Genomic DNA, 18,700 nt, shown 5'->3' with positions numbered 1-18,700 from the left:
CGGACTCCCCCAGGACACTCGGCCGAGGACTCCGCCGGGCTACCGGTCGTCGCCGTCGACGAGCGAGAGGACGCGGACCCGCCGGACGGCGTCGAAGTCGCGCAGGCGATACACCAGTTCGCGGACCCGGTCGACGTCGCCCCGACAGAACACCGACTCCAGACACCAGCCCTCCTGGTGGACGTGCGAGGTCGTCGTGATCACGTCCCCGTACTCGTGCTGGACGTCGTGCAGGTCGTGGATCACCTCATCGTGGACGTAATCGAACGCGACGACTGCGGCGACCTCGCCCGTCGCGTCCTCCAGCCTGCTGTGTCGCTCGACGTACTCGGCCATCGCCTCCCGGACCGCCCGCGAGCGGGAGTCGAACCCCTCGGCCTCCGCGACGGCGTCGAACTCCGCGAGCGCCCCGTCCGGGACGTTCAGGCTCGTTCGCATGCCCGCAACTCCGTCCTCCCGGCGGTTCGGCGTTTCGGTATTACGCACCCCGCGATCGGGTCATAACAGCCCTCTTGCCCGGGCGACGCCGAGCACCGTCCATGCTCCACGACGTCGCCCCGGGGCTGCTGCTCGGGGCGCTCGCGCTCGGCGCGGTCCACGGCGCGGAACCCGGCCACGGCTGGCCCATCGCGGCGGCGTACGCGTTCGACCGGACGAACGCCTGGCTGTCGGGGCTCGTCGCGGGCCTCGTCATCGGCGTCGGCCACCTGATTTCCAGCCTGGCCGTCGTCCTCGCCTTCTTCCTGCTGAAGGCGCAGTTGAACCCGGAGGGGCTGAACGAATCGCTGCGGGTCGCGGGCGTCCAGATCGGCTCGCCCGTCGGCGTCGTCGCCGGCGTCCTCCTGCTCCTGCTCGCGGTCCGCGAGTACCGCGGGGGCGGCCACTCGCACGGCGGCGACGGGCACTCCCACGGGGACGGTCACGGGCACGGCGGCGGCCACTCCCACGACGAGACGAAACGCACCCACGAACACGACGGGGACGCGACCGGGCCCGGTCGACTTCACGACGCCGTGAGCGTCACGGCCGTCGAGGGCGACGACGGTCCGTCCGAGCAGGCGACCCCGGACGAGGGGCGCTCGCACGGCCACGGGTCGCTCTCGGCCGACGAGGGGCTCTCCGGCATCGCCGTCTCGGCGTTCGTCCTCGGGTTCGCCCACGAGGAGGAGTTCGAGATCATCGCCATCTGCGCCGGGTCGGACCACTGTCTCGGCCTGATGCTCGCGTACGCGCTCACGGTCGTCGGGGTCATCACCGCCCTGACGCTCGCGCTCGTCGCGGGCTACGAGCGCTTCGAGGAGCGGATGGAGCGCTACGCCGAGCACTTCCCGACCGTCTCGGCGGCGGTGCTCGGGGTCATGGGTGTGGGCTTCCTGCTCGGCGTGTTCTGAGCCGCCGCGGCCTCGGGGGGTCACCCACGCTGTGGTGACGATTCGGGTGAACGTGGGTGTCTTCCCTGCGGAGGGGCACCTTTCGACCACCCATGTTCACAAATAGCACGGTTGAGGGTGGGCATGGTCGTACACCCCATGACGACCACCGAACCGGACCTCTCGACCGACGTCGCTCTGGAACTGCTGGCCGACCGAACGAGACGACGGATCCTCCGCCACCTGGTCGAAAAGGAGGACGGGGCGATCTCGGTCCGGGAACTCGTCGATCGGATGGCGCTGGACGGCCCGGGTGAACCGGCCGTGAACGCGCCGGGCGAACGGCTACGGGTCGAGTTACACCACGTTCATCTCCCGAAATTGAGGGGCGCCGGCGTCGTCGAGTTCGACGCCCGGAGCGGGACGATCCGGTATCAGGGCGGGGACGCGCTCGACGCGCTCTTGACCGTCTTCACGGACGAGCACGTCGTCCCGTGACCGATCGGTCGACCCGCGTCACGCGGGACCGACTCGTCGGAACGAGGCCACGATCTCGCCGCCCGCACGGACGACGACGTCGACCCCGGCGTAGTCGAACGAGACGCGAAGGTCGCTCCCGGCCGCCGCCGATTCGACGAGCGCGTCCAGGGCCTCGCTGTCGACGTGGTGCTCGAGCGACGGCAGGTCCAGGGGGTCCCGGCCGGTCGCGGACGCCACGGCCTCGACGACGCCCACGCCGACCGTCGCGTCCTCGGGGCACTGGCTCCGGTAGGTGTCGTCGGCAGTATCCGGTCCAGGGGGCGAGATCGGCTCCGATACGTCAGTGTCGACGGGTAGTTCGTGATCGTCCATGATTGTGATCTTCCGGTAAGGAGACGGCCATGGCATCCGGGATAATCGGCCACCACCGTCCGTGCGGGTCCCACCTGAGTACATTGCAGGGTATGAACGGGTAAAGAGGTTTTGTGAGAATCCGGGTAACATCACTCCCCTGCCCGCGTGCCATCGAGTTTCCAGGTGAACACGGCCCTGAGGACGGTGACCAGGCTGTTTTTCGTGCCGGACCTCCAGATGGCCGTTTCCTCCACCGCTTCCGCCGACGGACCCGAGTCGCTCTCGGCGAGGACGCTCGCGAGCGTCTTTCGCGTGTCGATCATCAGGAGCCGCCCGGCGGGGGTGTCCGACCACTCCCACAGCGAGTCGAACAGTTCCGCGTCCAGCAGCTCCTCGCCGATCTCGTTCTCGACGGAGTCGGACATCTCGCCCACCTTGATGGGGACGCCGCGCGCGCTCGCCGAGGCTAGCGCCTCGATGACGTCCTCTGTCAACAGCTCCGTCACGGTCATGAACACGACCTACTCCTCGGCCGACTCGATGAACTCGACGACCCGATCGGAGACGGTCCGGCGACCGGTGACCGTCCAGACGCCGCGCTGTTCCTCCGACCGGGTGATCGGCTCGAGTTCGTCGAGTGCCGCCACCAGCGCGTCGACGCGATACGAGTACTCCCGGTCGAACTGCCTGCCGGCGGTCTCCGAAGAGATGGGCCAGAACCGCTTGGGCGTCGACTGCTGGACGTCGACCAGTCGCCGCGTCCGAAGCTCCTCGACCGCGTCGTACACCCGGGTCCGCGGCACGTCAGCCACGTCGCTCACGTCCTGGGCCGTTCCGTCGCCGAGGCTGACCAGCGCGGCGAACGTCCGCACGGCGTAGGCGCTCAGCCCGAACGCCTCGAGTTGCTCCAGCACGACCGACCGCGGTTCGTCCGTGGAATCGGGAGCCATGTGTCCACTTCCTCCTCTCGTGTGTGAAACCTCCCCGTCGGGGAGGCACGACGCACAGCACTGGAGAGGTTGGGACCCGTCCCGGAGCCGTGCGCCAGCGGACCGTTTCGTCGCCCGGCGTATATTTGTATTGTGAGTAACTGAGTGAATGTTCTTTCAATCGATTTCGGACGGTTGACGGGCCTACAATCGTCTTTCTGTTCTGTCACTCCTGCAGTCACAATACCTGTCGACGCCACGACGCCAACAGTCGTGCCGGTCTGAAAGGTCGCTCTGGAGGAGCCAGCTGTCACTCGTCACTGCACTAAACGAGCGGAAACCCCTTTCCGCTGGGAGCCGCAGTGTCCAGACGTGCTACCGGTCGCCGGTGGCGATGGTTGGGACCCATGGAAGAACTCACGAATCAACAGCAGGCGATCGAACTGCTCCAGCAGCTCGGGCTCAAGGAGTACGAGGCGAAGGCGTTCGTGGCGCTCTCGCGGCTGTCCGGGGGGACGGCAAAGGAGATCAGCGAGATCTCCGACGTGCCCCGGACGCGCGTCTACGACGCGGTCCGGGTGCTCGAAACGAAGGGGCTCGTCGACGTCCAGCACTCCAGCCCGCAGCGGTTCCGCGCGGTCTCGATCGACGAGGCGGCGGCGACGCTCCGGCGCGAGTACGAGTCGCGGACCGACGTCCTCGTGGAGGCGCTCCGCGGGGTCGACCCGGCGACCAACGACGACGACGCCGAAGTCTCCCACGAGGTGTGGGCGCTCTCGGGCGAGAACACGATCACGAACCGGACCCAAGGGCTGATCGACGAGGCCGAGGGGGAACTCGTCATGGTCGTCGGCGACGATGCGGTGTTGACCGACGAACTCGCCGAGCGCCTCAGGGAGGCCCAAGAGCGGGGCGTCGACGTCGTCCTCGGGACCGTCGACGAGGCGCTCCGCGAGCGGATCAGGGACGTCGTCCCGGGCGCGGAGGTGTTCGTCTCCGGGCTGGACTGGCTCAGTGCCGCGGCGGGCACCGACGACGACACGGAGATCACGCGGCTGCTCCTCGTGGACCGGTCCACCATCCTCGTGAGCTCGGGCCACCGGACCGGGACCGACGGAGAGGGACGCGAGCAGGCGGTGTTCGGGCGCGGGTTCGACAACGGGCTCGTCGTCATCGTGCGCCGGCTGATGGCGACCGGCCTGGTGCCCCACGACGACCCCGGCACCGCCGGTTCGCAAGCGGAGTAGCCGACCCTGCCCGTCGCGGGCCCGACTGACTCCCGGCGTGGCGGCCGTGAAACGGACCCGTCCGACGCCCGCGAGCGTCCCTACTCCCCGCCGCGGCCGAGCGCGTAGAACTCCTCGTTCGGCCGCCAGTCCGCGAACGTCGCCATCCGGTTGCTGAAGTTGAAGAACGCCGCGACCGCGCCGACGTCCCACACCTCCTCCCGGCTGTACCCCGCTTCCAGCAGCATGTCGAGGTCCGCCCCGGTGACGCCGTCGGGCTCCTCGGTCAGTTTGACTGCCACCTCGAGCATCGCCATCCGCGCGTCGCTCACGTCGGCGGTCCGGTAGTTCGAGACGAGCTGGTCGGCCAGGTGGGGGTCCTTCGCGTAGATGCGGACCAGCGCGCCGTGGGCGACGTTGCAGTAGAGACAGTGGTTCCGGCCCGAGACCGCGACGATGATCATCTCGACCTCCTCGCGGTCGAGGTCGGTGTCCTCGACCAGCGCGTCGTGGAACGCCATGAACGCCCGGAAGTGGCTCGGTTTGTACCCCAGCGCGGCGAACACGTTCGGGGTGAATCCGGCGCGTTCGGTCTCCTCGTCGATCCGCTCCCGGAGGTCCTCGGGCAGGTCCCCGTAGGCCGGCACCGGGAACCGTCGCTGTGCGTCCTCGTTCAGGGTGGGCTCGGCCGCGCTCTGGTCGCTCATGGCTGCTGTTCGTGGGTTCGGTGAGACGTGGCAAAAAGTGTCGGCCTCGGTTCGTCCACCGAAGCCGGCACTCGCCGTTCACGGACGCGACCGAACCCGTGATCAGGTGACCCCGAGCGCCGACCAGATCGAACCGCCCGCGACGACGATGCCGACCGCGAGCAACCCGACGTTCCAGGTCGGATCGCTCGACGGGACGACGTTCAGCGACCACCGGCGCGGGTACGGCCAGAGGAACGGTACCCCGAGCGGGGTGATCACGTCCGCGAGCAGGTGGGCCAGCACCGTCCCGAACCCGAGCAGGAACCCGGCCGTCGCCGGCGGGAGCGTCGCCGGCGCCGCCACCGACGGCAGCGGCACCACGACCGAGGCGGCCGCGGCGACGAGACCGCCCACGAACACCGCGAAGGCGAGCGAGTGGGTCACCGTCCGGTGGGTCAGCCCGGGAACGAGGAGATCCAGATCGGGCAGCGTCGCGAGCGGGACCATCGCCGCGGCGACGAGCAGCGCCAGCGCGTGGTAGCCGCCGGCGACGAGCGCGTGGCCGATCGGTCCGAACAGCAGCAGCGCGACGCCGAGGTGTCCCGTGCGATGCACCCCGCGACGTTCGTCGCTCTCCCGGATAAAGTGACGGGCGGGCGACCGGGAAGGTATATGTCCGTAGCCGGCCTCCGAGCGGCATGAATCTCGTCTCGACGCTGGCCGCGCTTCCGCCGTGGCAGGCGGCCGCCGCCGTGCTCGTCGCCTCGCTCGGCGCTGCCGTGCTCACCGAGTTCGTCGTCGTCCGGGCCGCCCGGCGACTCGTCGTCCGGACGGAGACGGAACTCGACGAACTCGTCCTCGACTCGCTCAGGCTCCCGCTCGTGCTCACCTTCGCGCTCGTCGGGGTGTTCGCGCTCACCAGGCTCCCGACCATCGTCGCCGCCGTGCCGGTGACGGCCGAGTCGCTGGAGTTCTACTTCGGCCGCCCGGCGCTCACGACCGTCGTGCTGCTGTGGGCCTGGGCGCTCAACGACGTCGTCAACCGCACGGTCGACCACCTCCGGGACGCCGGCGCCCGGTACGACTTCGCGCCCGTCATCTCGAACGTCTGGACGCTGGTCGTCATCGTCGGCGCGCTGGCGCTCGTCCTCTCGATCTGGGAGATCGACGTCTCGCCGCTGCTCGCGGGCGCGGGCATCGCCGGCATCGCGGTCGGGTTCGCCGCGAAGGACACCGTCGCCAACTTCTTCGGCGGCACGCGCTCTACTTCGACGACACGTACCGCGTCGGCGACTACGTCGAACTCGACTCGGGCGAGGCCGGGACGGTCGTGAAGGTCGGCGTGCGCTCGACGACGCTCCAGACCCGCGACGAGGTGCTCGTGACGGTCCCCAACTCCGTGCTCAACTCCGCGAAGGTAATCAACCAGTCCGCGCCCGGCCGCCGTCGGCGCATCCGAGTCCCGATCGGGATCGCCTACGGCACCGACCTCGACGAGTTCGAGGCGGTCGTGCTCGACGTGGCGACGGGGGAGTCGCTCGTGCTCGACTCGCCGCGGCCGCGGATGCGCCTCCGCGCGTTCGGCGACTCGGCCCTGGAGTACGAACTGCTCTGCTGGGTCGCCTCGCCGACCCGCAGCGCGAAGGCGACACACCGGCTGAACCGCGGCATCTACGACGCGCTCCGGGAGGCCGCCATCGAGATCCCGTTCCCGCAACGGGACGTCACCGTTCGGGAGCCCGGAACTGCGGGAGCGGCCCGGTCCGCCGACGGGTCGCCCTCCGGGCGGGCCACGCTCGGGGGCGACTCGAATCGGTAGGTCCCGCCCTCCCACGGTGCTGAAAGCGGCCGTGGGACGCCCGACGAGTTACCGGTTCCAGGCGGCCGAGTCCGGGTCGATGAAGCGCTTCTCCTCCAGTTCCTCGATTCGCTCGAGGTCCGCATCGTCGAGTTCGAGGTCCCGCGCCGCCAGGTTCGCCTCGACGTGGTCGCCGGTGCCCTTCGGGATGGGGACGAGCACGTCCCCCGCGAGCGCCCAGGCGAGACAGACCGCCGCGGTCGTCGTGTCGTGCTTCCCGGCGATATCGGTGAGGACCGGGTCCTCGAGCAGTTCGCCCTTCCCGAGCGGGGAGTAGCCGACGAGGTAGTGGCCGTGTTCCCGAGCGTACTCGCGCAGGTCGTCCTGCCGGAGGCGCGGGTGGCACTCGACCTGGTGGGCGGCGACCGGGGCGTCGAGCAGGCCGCGGGCCTCGTCGAGCAGCGCCGGGGTGAAGTTCGAGAGGCAGACGTGGTCACAGACGCCCTCGTCGTGGAGTTCGTCCATGGCGCGCAGCGTCGCCTCGGGGTCGTACGCCGAGGTCGGCCAGTGGACGTACAGCATGTCGACCGAGTCGACGCCGAGGCGGTCGAGCGACTCCCGGGCCGTGCGTTTGGCGTCCTCGTACGCGAGGTCGTCCGGGTGGATCTTCGTCGCCAGCACGACCTCCTCGCGGGGCACGTCAGCGCGGGCGATGCCCGCGCCGACGGCGGCTTCGTTGTCGTACATCTGTGCCGTGTCGACGTGTCGGTAGCCGGCCTCGAGGGCGCGCGCGACCGTCTCGGCACAGCGTTCGGGGTCGTCGTTGCCGGACGTGCCGAGGCCGAGTTCGGGCAGCGAGAGCGTCATGGGCCACCTGTGAGCGGAGCGCGCAAAAACGTGCGGGAGGCGGAACCGACGGGACTCCCCGGCTCACGGAGTGCTCCCGCGAGTGGCCGGACGGCTGGACACCCGGTTCCGGCGTTCCAGCGTCGCCTCCGGTCCCGACTGACGCCGGCAGCCGATGGATTCGACCCGAACCGCTCGCGTCGACCGCAGGCCACGTCCCCGGATGGGCCACGGTCCACGTCCTCGGGTGCGCCGCGGCCCACGTCCTCGGATTGGCCGCTGACCACGTTCTCGCGCCGGCCGCTGCCCCGGCAGGGTCCCCGGTCGCGACCGCCCGTCCCGTTCGGTCCCGTTGGCGTCCCCGAACGGGCCGGATCTGTCCCCTCTCGGCCGGAATGGAGTACCGTTATCAGCGCGGCGTTCGTCCGCTCCCGTGCTCCTCCCATGCGAACTCGCCGCTCGATCCTGGGCACTCTGGGCTGTGCGGTGACCATCCCGACGGTCGGGTGTACTGGCTTCCCCGTCGAGTATCCGGATCCGGGGACGAAACTGGTCCGGCTCGGTCTCACGAACCTCGGTGACTCGTCCCATCGGTTCGAGATCCGCGTCCACCGGGACGGGACGGTCGTCCACGAGTCCGCACACGACCTCGGGGGAGACGGGGAGTCCGTTTCCGGAACCCAGGGAGCCTGTCCCTGGATGGACACGTCCGGGTCGTACGTCGTCGCCGCCAGGCTCGAAGGCGGCGAGTGGGTGTCCCAGTCCGTCGACGAGGGGGTCGATGGGAGTCCCGAACACGTCCTCGTCCACGTCCTCTACGACGGCTGGGAGGGAGAACGACTCGCCTTCCTGATCGAGCCGGGTGAAGAACCCGACGGCCCCTCCGCGGAGCGATGTCACCTGGAGCCGGCCCCGGGAGACGACTGAACGACCGTGGCTCCGTCACGGTTAGCCGAACTGCTCGCCGAAGCGCGCCACCGCCTCGTCCGTGCCGGTCACGACCACCGTGTCGTCCATCCGGACGACCGTGTCGGGCCCCACGTCGCCGACGACCCGGCCGTCGCGCTCGATGGCGACGACCGTACAGCCGGTCCGGGCGCGGACGTCCGCGTCCGCGAGCGACTGGCCGCGGAGCTTCGGCGCGGTGACGCGGACGAGTTCGATCTGGGACTCCGGGCGGAGCACGTCCTCGTCGAGGAGGTGTGAGGCGAGCATCCGGCCGGAGACCGTCGAGAGCGCGAGGACGTAGCCGGCGCCCGCACGATACAGTTTGGGAACGCTCTCGTCGTCGTTCGCGCGGGCGATGACCTCGACCTCGGGCGCGACCTGCTGGACGGCGAGCGCGGTGAACACCGTCGTCGTATCCGACCCGAGCGCGATGACGACGCCGCGGGCCTCCTCGATGCCCGCCTCCTCGAGGGTCGAGCGCTCGGTGGCGTCGCCGACCACGTCCACGCCGGGCCTGTCCTCCAGGTCGACGACGACCACGTCGTCGGTCGAGGCGAGCGTCTCGGCGACGGACCGGCCGACGACGCCGTAGCCGGCCACGATGATCGGCCCGCGCCGGTGACGGCGCGTCTCCGAGAGGGTGAGCCGCTTCAGTTCCTCCAGTTGCTCGTTGCGCCCGGCGACGAGGATGACCGTGTGCTCGTCGAGGACGCGGTCCGGGGCCGGCGGCGACTCGAACTCGCCGCGCACCCACGCGCCGACGATGTTCGCGCCCGTTCGCTCGCCGATCCGTGACTCCGTGACCGTCTTGCCGGCCAGCGGGCTGTCGCGGTGGACCAGCAGTTCGGCCATCTCGAACTCCTCGCCGATCTCGATCGCCTCGCCGAGTTCGTCCGAGACCGTCTGGGTCGCTTTCGCGCCGAGGCTCCGACCGAGCGCGCGGCGCGGGGAGACGACCTCGTCGGCTCCGGCGTAGCGGTGGTAGTCTGCCACGTCCTCGTCCTCCACGAGGCTGAGGACCTGGAGGTCCTCGGACACCTCGCGGGCCGAGAGCACGATGCTCGCGTTCGTCTCGTCGTCGGCGTCGGCGACGAGCGCGGCGGCCTCGTCCACCCCGGCCGCCCGAAGCGTCTCCACCTGCTCGGGGTCGCCGTGGACGACCGGCTCGCCGTCGTCGTGGAGGTCGCTCGCCTCGTTCTCGTCGGCGACGACGAACACGTACGGGACGTCGAACGCGACGAGTTCGTTCCGGAGGACGCGCCCGCGGGCGGTGTGTGCACAGACGACGACGTGGTCGGAGACGTCCTCGATGGAGGATGGCGGCGTCGTCGAGAGCGTCTCCTCGAACAGCGGGAACACGAACGCCGGCAGCGCCATGAAGATGAGCAGCACCCCGGTGAGGTCCATCGCCACGACGAGCAGGTTCATCTCGGTCGTGTCCCACGGCGCGTCCGAGCCGAACCCCGTCGTCGTGAACGTCTCGACGACGACCTGGAGCGAGTGGGCGAACATCTGCCGTTCGCCCTCGTAGATCCGCATCCCCTCGTGGTAGGCGACGGTGTAAATCACGATGACCACCGCGAGCCCCCCGAGGTAGGCGATCGTTCGACGACGCCACGTGCTCATTGCCGGTCCCACTGCGGGAACCGTGTTAACTGTCCGGGCTGTGGGGCGGTGTCTCCGGAATGCGGTGGGGTCGGAGGCGGAGCCGCAGCGTCGAAGCAGTTTCCCCCCATGCGGCTTCGATCGCCCCGGAAGCCGTCGCGGCGCTCGACGCGTCCGGTTGATCGGTCACCGCTTCGACCGGATCGATGCGCAAGCAGACGGTCGCGCGGCCGTACGTGGTCGTCACCACGGTCCCTCGAACACCGAGCCAGCACTCGACTCCTCCCCCTACCACTCGATGACGGACCTGTCGCGCCAGAACAGCCCGCCCGGCCCGTCCCGAAACCGGGCCAGCCACGTCGGCGTCGCCGCGCCCTCCGCCGGGCTCCGGTCGGCCTCCTCGCCGCCCATCTCCGTCCGGACCCAGCCCGGACAGACCGAGTTGGCGATCAGGCCCTGATCCCCGTACTCGCCGTCGAGATAGCGCGTCAACCCGTTCAACCCGGTCTTCGTGATGCGATAGTCCGGCGACCCGCCCGACTGTGGCTCGTCGAGCGCGCCCATGCCCGAGGAGACGTTCACGATGCGCGGCGTTTCCTGTCTCAACAGCGGCGGCAGCGCGTACTTGCACAGCAGCGTCGGCCCGCGGAGGTTCACCGAGATGGCGTGGTCGAGGTCGGCCGTCCGCGTCTCGTGAAGCGGCTCCCCGGACCCCCCAACTGCGGCGTTGTTGACGAGGACGTCCAGCCGCCCCGCCTCCTCGCCGACGGTGTTCAGCGCGTCCTGCACGTCGCCCTCCTGGCTCACGTCCAGCGTCGCGCGGCGGACGCCGTCCGGCAGGTCGTAGGTGACGCTCCGCACGCCTGCGTACACCGTCGCGCCCAGGTCGCGGAGGTTCGTGGCGATCTCGCGGCCGATGCCGCGGTTCGCGCCCGTCACGAGCGCCACCTGTCCCGAGAGGTCGTCGTACAGCACCGGCTCGGTCGTCTGCGACCCGGCTCCTGCGGGGTCGCCAGCGCTGCCGTCCTCGACTGCGTCGGCGTCGTCGCTCATGTCACCCGGTCGGGGCCGGGGGGACTACGGCGTTTCGACCCGTCGTCGCGGCGACGGGTGGACCGGGTGACGCTACGACGACTCGACCCGGAGCCGTCGGAATTCGTCGCCGGTCCAGCGGTAGGCGGCCAGGCCGTCCCGCGTGAGGATGCAGTAGACGTGGCCGGGCCACGTCGCTCGCTCGCGGTCGATGGCGGACGGCTCGGCCGGCCCGCGCGGGTGGCTGTGATAGAAGCCGACGATGTCGTCGCCGGCCGACTCCGCGTCCTCGATGACTCCGAGGGTTTCGGCCGGGTCGAGTTCGTACCGCGATTCGGGCTCGTCGGCGACGTTCGGGACGGCGACGGCCGCGGCGACGCGGTCGGCCCGCTCGCGCCGAGCATCGGACGGTGCGCGCTCGCCGACGAGGACGCCACAGACCTCCTCGGGCGCGCCGGCGGCGGCGCGCTCGTGGAGCGTCTCGCGGACGGGATCGGGGAGAAGGAGCCTCGATTCGGGGCCGGCGTCGCTACTCGAAGTCACGGCGCATGGCGATCTCGAACCACGGGCAGAGGCGTAGCTGACGGTACCACTCGGGGTGGTCGTGGAGGTGCTCGTAGTCGGCCCAGAGCAGGCCGGCGATCTCCTCCTCGTCGGGGTCGAGCGCGTCGTCCTCCAGGGTCACCTTCAGCACCGAGCAGACCTCCCACTCCAGCCCGGCGTTCTCGAAGTAGCGCTTGTACTCGAACTTGTCCGTCACCCGCAGGTCGTCGTACTGGTCCGGCGTGACGCCGAGCTCCTCCGCGAGGCGCTGGCGGGTCGCCTCCTCCTGGGTCTGGCCCTCGACGGGGTGGGAGGCGACCGTGCCGTCCCAGTAGGTCGCCCAGAGGCGCTTGCCCGGCGCGCGCTGGCCGAGCAGGAGCCGCCCGTCGCCGTCGAACACGAGGCAGGTGAACGCCCGGTGGCGGATGCCGTCGCCGGTGTGGGCGTCGAGTCGGTTCACCAGCCCTTCCGGCTCGTCGTCCGGATCGACCGCGATGACGTCCTGGAGGGCGTTTTCGTGGTCCGGCTCCGTCTCGCCCGCGGGGCCGGATGCCGCGCCGGCGTCGTCGGTGCTCATGCGTTGGGGGTCTTCGACCGGGACCAAGACAACTTCGGTCTCGTCGGAACCCGCGGCGTTCGAGGGGTCGTCTCGGGCGGCCGCCGCGGCCGCCCCGACGCACAGACTACTTGCCCCCGGCGCTCCAGCGGCCGACATGGACCGCTCGGAGTTCCTCGCCCGACTCGACGCGGAACTGGACACCGACGCGTACGCCGACCTCGACGCCAGCCCGAACGGGCTCCAGGTCGGGTCCGCGGACGGGGAGATCGACCACGTCGCGTTCGCCGTCGACGCCTCGGTGGCGACCGCCGAGGCCGCAATCGAGGCCGGCGCGGACGCGCTCGTGACCCACCACGGCGTCGTCTGGGGCGGGCTGGATCGGGTGACTGGGCGCGCCTACGATCGGATCGCGCCGCTGGTCCGCGAGGACGTCGCGCTGTACGTCTCGCACCTCCCGCTCGACGGCCACCAGGACCTCGGCAACGCCGCGGGCGTGGCGGACCTGCTCGACCTGGCGGACCGGGAGCCGTTCGGCGAACTCGGTCCCGAGTACGTCGGTCAGCGCGGCACGTTGCCCGAGCCGAGAACGGCTGACGACGTCGCCGCGACGCTCGACGAGAGTCTGGACCACGCGGGGGAGGGCGTGCAGGTGCTCGAGTTCGGCCCCAACCGCGTCGAGGACGTCGCCGTCCTCACCGGCAGCGGAACGGACTGGCTGGGCGAGGCGGTCGAGGTCGGCGCGGACGCGCTCGTCACCGGCGAGGGGAAGGGGAAGGTGTATCACGAGGCGCGCGAGGCGGGACTCACCGTGTTCCTGGCGGGCCACTACGCGACCGAGACGTTCGGCGTTCGAAGCCTCCGGGCGCTCGCCGAGGAGTGGGGGCTGGAGACGACGTACGTCGACCACCCGACCGGGTTGTAGCGAGCCCCCGTCCGGACGGGTCCGGAGCGACTGTGACCCGCCCGAACTCGACCGGTTCCGAACCACGCCATTCTAACCCCCGCGCGTCACACGTCGGGACATGACCGACCACGACGAGGATCTCGAGGGGGGTGGCGCCGACGGCCACGCCGACCACGACGGGCGGGATGGTCACGACGGCCACGCGGGCCACGGTTCCCGCCGCGAGGCGTTCTCGCACGACCCGCTCGGGCACGCCGAGGTCCACGGTGGCATGACGGTCGCCGAACTCGTCGAGCAGTACGGCCACGCCGGCATCGGCGCCGAGTCCGTCCACGAGGCCGCCGACGTGCTGGCCGAGATGCTGGGCAGCGACGACTGCACGGTGTTCCTCTCGCTGGCGGGCGCGATGGTGCCGACCGGGATGCGCCGCGTCGTCGCGGACCTCATCCGCGACGGGCACGTCGACGCGCTGGTGACGACCGGCGCGAACCTCACCCACGACGCCATCGAGGCCATCGGCGGCAAGCACCACCACGGCGAGACCCACCAGGAGGGCATGTCGCTCCGCGAGCACGACGAGCAGCTCCGGGACGAGGAGGTCGACCGCATCTACAACGTCTACCTCCCGCAGGAGCACTTCGCCGAGTTCGAGTCCCACCTCCGCGCGGAGGTGTTCGAGCCGCTGGCCGAGCGCGACGGCGCGGTCAGCATCGCCGACCTCTGTGCGGAACTCGGTCGTGCGAACGCCGCGGTCAACGAGCGTGAAGATATCGAGGAGGGCCCGGGCGTCGCGGCCGCGGCCCACGAACACGACGTGCCGATCTACTGCCCGGCGGTCCAGGACTCGGTGCTCGGGCTGCAAGCGTGGATGTACGCACAGACCTCGAACCTGACGCTCGACGCGCTCGCGGACATGACGCCGCTCACCGACCTCGCGTTCGAGGCCGACGAGGCGGGCTGTCTGCTCGTCGGCGGCGGCGTCCCGAAGAACTTCACGCTCCAGACGATGCTCGTCACGCCGCGCGCGTACGACTACGCCGTCCAGATCACGATGGACCCCGAGGCGACCGGGGGGCTCTCGGGCGCGACGCTGGAGGAGGCGCGCTCGTGGGGAAAACTGGAGACGGACGCCCGGAACGCCTCGGTCTACGGCGACGCGACGGTGTTCCTGCCGCTGCTGGTCGCGGCGACCCGCGAGCGGATCGGGTCGTAAGTCGGGCTTTCCACGTCGTTCCACAGGGTACGGTCGGCTTTCGTGGAGATGGCGACGGTCCGGCGTGAGCCCGCACCTCCCGGGGGTGCTCGTCGGCCGGACGAGGACCGACCCGGGGAGAACCCGAGACGGCGTCGCTGCTTACGTCGCCACAACCGCGCCCTGTGGAACGGCCCGTCCGGAGTACGATCCGCCGACTGACCTGAACTCTCGTGAACTGTCTGGCGCGTTTATGCCCTTCCTGCATCCATCTGCGTATCGCCTGACCGTCCCGCTCGCGGCGGCAGGCGAGGGACGAACCCATGACACAACAGTCACAACGACCGGAGCAGTCGGCCGAGGGGACACAGCTTCACCAGACACAGCAGGGACGTCACCAGCAGCCACAGTATCAGGAACAACAGCAACCGAGCCACCAGTCGCAGGGGTACCAGCCGCCGCAGGGAGTCCAGCAGCAGCCGATGCAACGGCCACCACAGCAGAGCCTTCCGGGACAACAGTTCCAGCAACCCCAGCAGGGACAACAGTTCCAGCAACCCCAGCAGGGACAACAGTTCCAGCAACCCCAGGGAAGCCAGCACCTGCAGCAGCCACAGCAGGGTCAGGGAGCCCAGCAACCACGGCAGCTTCAACAGCCCGCACAGGTCCAGCCCTCACAGCAGTCGTTCGAGACCCAGCCCCACCAGGGGCACCAGACTCAGCAACAGCCGATCGCGAGGGAGGGAATTCAGCAGCCGCAGGGAAGCCAGCTCACCCAGGGTTCCCAACAGCGGATGGGCCAGCAGCCACAGCAGCTCCCACAGCCGTTCGGCCAGCAGGTACCACAACAGACGGGTGGGCAGGTCCCGCAGAGTCAACAGATCCCGCAGGGCCAGCAGATTCCGCAAGGGCAGCAGATCCCGCAGCAGACACCACAGCAGGGAGCGAGCCAGCAGGTCCCCCAGCAGGGGATGTCCCAGCAGGGCCAGCGATCCCCCGAGTCGATGGCGTCACAGCAACTCGGGCAGTCACCGATGGGGGGCGCGAGCCTTCCGGTCCAGCCGACGAGCCAGCAGCCACAGGGACCCCAGCAGGACAAGTCGGTCCAGCAGGAGCAGCCGTCGACCCAGCAACCACTGGGACAGCCAGTCCGGCAGTACGGGGCCGAATCCATCCAGCAGCCGACGGGCGCGCCGGGTGGCGAAATGCAACAGCAGCCGTCGGCCGGGTTTTCCCAGCAGGGAATCCAGTGACGACTGGCCGATGAGCCAGTACGTCCAGTACGGGTACTACGACCCGTACTCGCAACCGATGGGGACCGTCCCGTCCGGAGGGGTCCCGGGGCAGTCCGGGACGCCCGGTCAGCCGGTCGGTCCGGCGGGGCCGACCTCGGGCGGCAAGCCTCAGCGTCCACAGCAGGCCCAGCCCGTGCCGCAGCCACAGCAGCCGCAGGGACCGCCGCCGCTCGCAGCGTCCGGACCCCCACAGCCCCCGGCACAGCTACCGCCGGGAGCGGGACCGCCGGGGCCGACCCGGATGGACGTTGCGGAGGCGGGGAACCCCGCGGCGGTCGGCGGGGGCCCACCGGCTGGCCCGGCTCCCGCACGGCCGCCGGTCACCGGCCCCCAGGCGACCACGGGGCCCGAGCGAGCACCGGCCGAGCCCGCGGCACAGCCGCTCGTCGACGTCATGGAGACGCCGGACGAGGTGATCATCATCGTGGACGTCCCCGGGTACGAGGAGGAGGAGATCACCATCCAGGCCGACGATAGCACGCTCGTGATCGTCGCCGAGCGAGCCGAGGAGGAGACCGGCGAGGAGTACCGGAGCGTGCGCGCCGAGCGCCCCCACCGGCTCGAACATCTCATCCAGCTTCCCACCACCGGGAACGTCGACGACGCGAGCGCGACCCACGAGAACGGCGTCTGCACCGTCACCATCCCGAAGGACGGGACGGACCGGCGGGAGATCGGCTTCCACTGATCGCGGCCGGGAGCCGTCGCCGCCCTCGGGGGGCGATTTTTCAGCGGGTCGACGGGAACCGTGACGGACCCGAACCTTCTTACAGATGCGTGCGGTAATTCGGCCGTACCATGAGTAGCCCTCTCGTACCACGGGGCTTCGCGCCAATCTATGAGTGATCGAAACTACCGTATCGTCTCCGAGGTTCGTTCGAACGGCGACCTCCTCGACGTTCCCACCGACGCGCACGACGTCACGATCGAACCGCTGAACCGGCCGGGAGTGGTCAGGGTCACCTACCTGAAGCCGGTCCGCGAGATCGCCATCACTGCCGACGAGGACGCGTCCGACGACGGCGGCGACCGCCCGGCCTACCTCGCCTGAGACGCGCCTTTTCGACCGGCTGTTCGGAAGCGGTCCGGAGAATCGAGTTCACGGCGAGCCACGGCCGGCGCGGTCAGTTGCTTCGACTGACGTTCGTTTCGGGGGTCGCCCCGGCGTCGTGGAACGCGCCGGGGGTGGGAAACCCCACGGTAAGCCGGTCGTACCCGGTCTCGACCTCGATGGTCTCCTCGTGATGGCGGCCGAAGACGAACGCGAGCGTCGCGTCCTCGTCGACGACCTCGTAGGCGTCGTACCGGCCCTCGTCGGCGGCGAACTCCGTGAAGTACGAGTCCGGGACGGCGTCGGCGGCGTCGAGGAGCGACCCGCCGACCCAGACGGTCACGTCGGTGTGGGCGGCGGGGTCGAACAGGCCGTCGTACAGCGCGGCGACCGTCTCCTCCGCGAGTTCGAGTCGGAGCGTCGTGTCGGCCGCGCGGAGGTCCCGGTCCACGTCGGCGAAGATGGGCGCTGCCGGCCCCTGCTCGACGACGCGCCGGGCGGCGACTGCGTGATCCACGTTCGGGAAGGTGCGGGGGGTCACCTGACGGTTTCGATTGGCGACGGCGACGAGAACCGTTTTTGGTCGGGTCGCCGTAGGTGGCGGTGGCCGATGACGAGGCGACCGCTCCGAGCCGGGGTGGCTCCCTGCGATGACGAGCCCTATGAGTGCCGAGGCCACACCTTTGGTGCCAAGCATAGGCGGAAAGGCGCACGTACGTCAGCCTAGTAAGCGTTTCGACGCCAAATCTTAAACCAGTAATCCAGAAACCGGAGCCTCACAAGTCGAGGTCATCCAACCCGCCTATCGAAGCTAACTCATCCTCCAGATCTAGCTTCCGTTCTAACCAGGACTCTCGGTCACGCCACTTTGCTAAGGACTCCTGCCGGCGCTCCTGATACAGGTCCCGGAGGTCATCACGGATAGGCCGCTCCTCCAAACTGCTGGAAGACTCCGCTCTACTCAACCTGTTCTTCTGACGCCGGATCTCCTCATTGAGCTCCGACTTAGCTTCCTTGTGGATCTTCTTCCGATTCTCAAGAATATCCTCTATCTCTTCGATCTGGTCTTCCAGCCGTTGCTTCTCTCTTTCCTCGATCTTCCTCAACTCCTCATCGATATCATCAGCAGAAATACCGGGTTACACCTCTCCACGAAAAGAAACCGGCGAGGAGAATTATATGAGCTATGCTGGATAGAGAGACTTCGCCCAGACCAGGAAACGATGGACCTTGACCACGTCCTCCGGGTCAGAGTACTGAATCCGGTTCACAATCCGGACGTGAAGCGAATCACTGCCTTCGTCAGAGATCTCGTCGTAAGCATCAAGGAACGCTTCCTCACCAAGACTCTGGAGTGCGTGGAGATCAGCTGCCACCTCCTCAAGACGGGCAGCAACCGCCATAAGCAGGACGAGCATCAGGGAGACTCCTGCCAGCATCGCCACCGGCTCCACAGGGACACCGAACGGGATCAGAAGCGAGTATCCGAGACTCTGTAGGAAGTAGTAGATCCCGACTGCTCCGTTGATCACCATCCCCCAGAACAAGCCTCTGAAAACCGGGAGGCGATTGAGATGCCCCTGCTCATGCCGATACACAAGTTCAGAAGCTTCCTCGGACAGGTCCTCCATCCGCTGCTTGTTCAGGATAATCGTGCCGACCGGCGTAGCCTGACCGAACGCCGCTGAATCACTGGAACACCAGTACACATCTTCCTCATCACTGTACCCGTTGAAGCTGCCGACTGACTCCACAGGGCTATGATAGAACCAGGCGAAAAGCCTCGTGAACCGGTCTCGGAATCTTTCTACTGCGCGTTCCGTGGCCTGCATACAGTAACATCGTTTAACAGTCAGAAAAACTTACTGCCGAGACGAGC

The 18,700-nt window shown here is 69.2% G+C and carries 24 protein-coding genes and 1 pseudogene; 10 read left to right on the top strand and 15 right to left on the bottom strand.

Annotated elements, in window-relative coordinates; all coding sequences use genetic code 11:
- Nucleotides 1-39: 39 nt before the first annotated feature.
- Nucleotides 40-438, bottom strand: a complete 399-nt coding sequence (locus tag RJT50_RS04120; protein ID WP_313694342.1) for a CopG family ribbon-helix-helix protein — start codon at nt 436-438, stop codon at nt 40-42.
- 101 nt (nt 439-539) lie between these two features.
- Here RJT50_RS04120 and RJT50_RS04115 point away from each other — a divergent pair, with 101 nt between their 5' ends.
- Together RJT50_RS04115 and RJT50_RS04110 are read left to right on the top strand one after the other, a co-directional pair.
- On the top strand, nt 540-1,391 hold the full coding sequence (locus RJT50_RS04115) for a hypothetical protein (protein WP_313694340.1): 852 nt from the start codon (nt 540-542) through the stop codon (nt 1,389-1,391).
- Nucleotides 1,392-1,529: 138 nt separating this feature from the next.
- Nucleotides 1,530-1,868: a winged helix-turn-helix domain-containing protein gene (locus tag RJT50_RS04110; RefSeq protein WP_313694337.1), complete on the top strand. Its 339-nt coding sequence runs from the start codon at nt 1,530-1,532 to the stop codon at nt 1,866-1,868.
- Between the two features lie 18 nt (nt 1,869-1,886).
- Here the strand turns inward: RJT50_RS04110 and RJT50_RS04105 are convergent, their stop codons facing one another.
- The 3 genes from RJT50_RS04105 to RJT50_RS04095 form a co-directional block, all read right to left on the bottom strand.
- The gene (locus RJT50_RS04105; protein ID WP_313694335.1) at nt 1,887-2,222 is read right to left on the bottom strand and encodes a HalOD1 output domain-containing protein; all 336 of its coding nucleotides are present in this window, start codon (nt 2,220-2,222) and stop codon (nt 1,887-1,889) included.
- 131 nt (nt 2,223-2,353) lie between these two features.
- Nucleotides 2,354-2,716, bottom strand: coding sequence for a hypothetical protein (locus tag RJT50_RS04100; RefSeq protein WP_313694332.1), 363 nt, complete (start codon nt 2,714-2,716; stop codon nt 2,354-2,356).
- A 9-nt stretch (nt 2,717-2,725) separates the two neighbouring features.
- On the bottom strand, nt 2,726-3,154 hold the full coding sequence (locus RJT50_RS04095; protein ID WP_313694330.1) for a TrmB family transcriptional regulator: 429 nt from the start codon (nt 3,152-3,154) through the stop codon (nt 2,726-2,728).
- A 386-nt stretch (nt 3,155-3,540) separates the two neighbouring features.
- Between RJT50_RS04095 and RJT50_RS04090 the strand changes: the two genes are divergently transcribed.
- Nucleotides 3,541-4,380, top strand: a complete 840-nt coding sequence (locus tag RJT50_RS04090) for a TrmB family transcriptional regulator (RefSeq protein WP_313694329.1) — start codon at nt 3,541-3,543, stop codon at nt 4,378-4,380.
- Between the two features lie 80 nt (nt 4,381-4,460).
- Here the strand turns inward: RJT50_RS04090 and RJT50_RS04085 are convergent, their stop codons facing one another.
- Nucleotides 4,461-5,066 carry a peroxidase-related enzyme gene (locus RJT50_RS04085; RefSeq protein WP_425499704.1) on the bottom strand — a complete coding sequence of 202 codons (606 nt, stop codon included), beginning with the start codon at nt 5,064-5,066 and terminating at the stop codon, nt 4,461-4,463.
- A gap of 102 nt (nt 5,067-5,168) precedes the next feature.
- On the bottom strand, nt 5,169-5,663 hold the full coding sequence (locus tag RJT50_RS04080) for a metal-dependent hydrolase (RefSeq protein ID WP_313694327.1): 495 nt from the start codon (nt 5,661-5,663) through the stop codon (nt 5,169-5,171).
- Nucleotides 5,664-5,746: 83 nt separating this feature from the next.
- Here RJT50_RS04080 and RJT50_RS04075 point away from each other — a divergent pair.
- A pseudogene (locus RJT50_RS04075) lies at nt 5,747-6,867 on the top strand (mechanosensitive ion channel family protein).
- A gap of 48 nt (nt 6,868-6,915) precedes the next feature.
- On the opposite strand, the gene RJT50_RS04070 reads toward RJT50_RS04075, so the two are convergent.
- Entirely contained in the window at nt 6,916-7,713 is a 798-nt protein-coding gene (locus RJT50_RS04070; RefSeq protein WP_313694325.1) for an aldo/keto reductase, read from the bottom strand.
- Between the two features lie 423 nt (nt 7,714-8,136).
- On the opposite strand from RJT50_RS04070, the gene RJT50_RS04065 reads away from it, so the two are divergent.
- Nucleotides 8,137-8,619: a hypothetical protein gene (locus tag RJT50_RS04065; RefSeq protein WP_313694324.1), complete on the top strand. Its 483-nt coding sequence runs from the start codon at nt 8,137-8,139 to the stop codon at nt 8,617-8,619.
- Between the two features lie 21 nt (nt 8,620-8,640).
- Here RJT50_RS04065 and RJT50_RS04060 read toward each other — a convergent pair whose 3' ends face one another.
- The 4 genes from RJT50_RS04060 to RJT50_RS04045 all read right to left on the bottom strand — a co-directional run bounded on the left by RJT50_RS04060 (nt 8,641) and on the right by RJT50_RS04045 (nt 12,397).
- Nucleotides 8,641-10,266 (bottom strand): potassium channel family protein, encoded by a 1,626-nt coding sequence (locus RJT50_RS04060; protein WP_313694323.1) that lies wholly within the window; start codon nt 10,264-10,266, stop codon nt 8,641-8,643.
- A gap of 267 nt (nt 10,267-10,533) precedes the next feature.
- The gene (locus RJT50_RS04055) at nt 10,534-11,298 is read right to left on the bottom strand and encodes an SDR family NAD(P)-dependent oxidoreductase (RefSeq protein WP_313694322.1); all 765 of its coding nucleotides are present in this window, start codon (nt 11,296-11,298) and stop codon (nt 10,534-10,536) included.
- Nucleotides 11,299-11,370: 72 nt separating this feature from the next.
- Entirely contained in the window at nt 11,371-11,820 is a 450-nt protein-coding gene (locus tag RJT50_RS04050; protein ID WP_313694321.1) for a desampylase, read from the bottom strand.
- On the bottom strand, nt 11,807-12,397 hold the full coding sequence (locus RJT50_RS04045; protein ID WP_313694319.1) for an NUDIX hydrolase: 591 nt from the start codon (nt 12,395-12,397) through the stop codon (nt 11,807-11,809). Before RJT50_RS04045 ends, RJT50_RS04050 begins: the two co-directional genes overlap by 14 nt.
- 136 nt (nt 12,398-12,533) lie before the next feature.
- Between RJT50_RS04045 and RJT50_RS04040 the strand changes: the two genes are divergently transcribed.
- Both RJT50_RS04040 and RJT50_RS04035 read left to right on the top strand, forming a co-directional pair.
- On the top strand, nt 12,534-13,301 hold the full coding sequence (locus tag RJT50_RS04040) for a Nif3-like dinuclear metal center hexameric protein (RefSeq protein ID WP_313694316.1): 768 nt from the start codon (nt 12,534-12,536) through the stop codon (nt 13,299-13,301).
- 100 nt (nt 13,302-13,401) lie between these two features.
- Nucleotides 13,402-14,496: a deoxyhypusine synthase gene (locus RJT50_RS04035; RefSeq protein ID WP_313694314.1), complete on the top strand. Its 1,095-nt coding sequence runs from the start codon at nt 13,402-13,404 to the stop codon at nt 14,494-14,496.
- A 314-nt stretch (nt 14,497-14,810) separates the two neighbouring features.
- Here the strand turns inward: RJT50_RS04035 and RJT50_RS04030 are convergent, their stop codons facing one another.
- The gene (locus tag RJT50_RS04030; protein ID WP_313694311.1) at nt 14,811-15,128 is read right to left on the bottom strand and encodes a hypothetical protein; all 318 of its coding nucleotides are present in this window, start codon (nt 15,126-15,128) and stop codon (nt 14,811-14,813) included.
- Between the two features lie 141 nt (nt 15,129-15,269).
- Between RJT50_RS04030 and RJT50_RS04025 the strand changes: the two genes are divergently transcribed.
- The 3 genes from RJT50_RS04025 (at nt 15,270) to RJT50_RS04015 (ending at nt 16,821) form a co-directional block, all read left to right on the top strand.
- Nucleotides 15,270-15,728 (top strand): hypothetical protein, encoded by a 459-nt coding sequence (locus RJT50_RS04025; protein ID WP_313694310.1) that lies wholly within the window; start codon nt 15,270-15,272, stop codon nt 15,726-15,728.
- A 10-nt stretch (nt 15,729-15,738) separates the two neighbouring features.
- Nucleotides 15,739-16,458 (top strand): Hsp20/alpha crystallin family protein, encoded by a 720-nt coding sequence (locus tag RJT50_RS04020; protein WP_313694308.1) that lies wholly within the window; start codon nt 15,739-15,741, stop codon nt 16,456-16,458.
- A 150-nt stretch (nt 16,459-16,608) separates the two neighbouring features.
- Nucleotides 16,609-16,821: a hypothetical protein gene (locus RJT50_RS04015; protein WP_313694306.1), complete on the top strand. Its 213-nt coding sequence runs from the start codon at nt 16,609-16,611 to the stop codon at nt 16,819-16,821.
- Between the two features lie 73 nt (nt 16,822-16,894).
- Here RJT50_RS04015 and RJT50_RS04010 read toward each other — a convergent pair whose 3' ends face one another.
- From RJT50_RS04010 to RJT50_RS04000, 3 genes are all read right to left on the bottom strand, one after another.
- Nucleotides 16,895-17,338 (bottom strand): hypothetical protein, encoded by a 444-nt coding sequence (locus RJT50_RS04010; RefSeq protein ID WP_313694303.1) that lies wholly within the window; start codon nt 17,336-17,338, stop codon nt 16,895-16,897.
- A 259-nt stretch (nt 17,339-17,597) separates the two neighbouring features.
- Nucleotides 17,598-17,939 carry a DUF8104 domain-containing protein gene (locus RJT50_RS04005; RefSeq protein ID WP_484494639.1) on the bottom strand — a complete coding sequence of 114 codons (342 nt, stop codon included), beginning with the start codon at nt 17,937-17,939 and terminating at the stop codon, nt 17,598-17,600.
- 66 nt (nt 17,940-18,005) lie between these two features.
- Nucleotides 18,006-18,653 carry a M48 family metalloprotease gene (locus RJT50_RS04000; RefSeq protein ID WP_313694299.1) on the bottom strand — a complete coding sequence of 216 codons (648 nt, stop codon included), beginning with the start codon at nt 18,651-18,653 and terminating at the stop codon, nt 18,006-18,008.
- Between the last annotated feature and the right edge of the window lie 47 nt (nt 18,654-18,700).

The sequence above is a fragment of the Halobaculum sp. XH14 genome (assembly GCF_032116555.1).
Taxonomy (GTDB): Archaea; Halobacteriota; Halobacteria; order Halobacteriales; family Haloferacaceae; genus Halorarum; species Halorarum halobium.
This window is presented reverse-complemented; position numbering and strand designations above follow the sequence as displayed.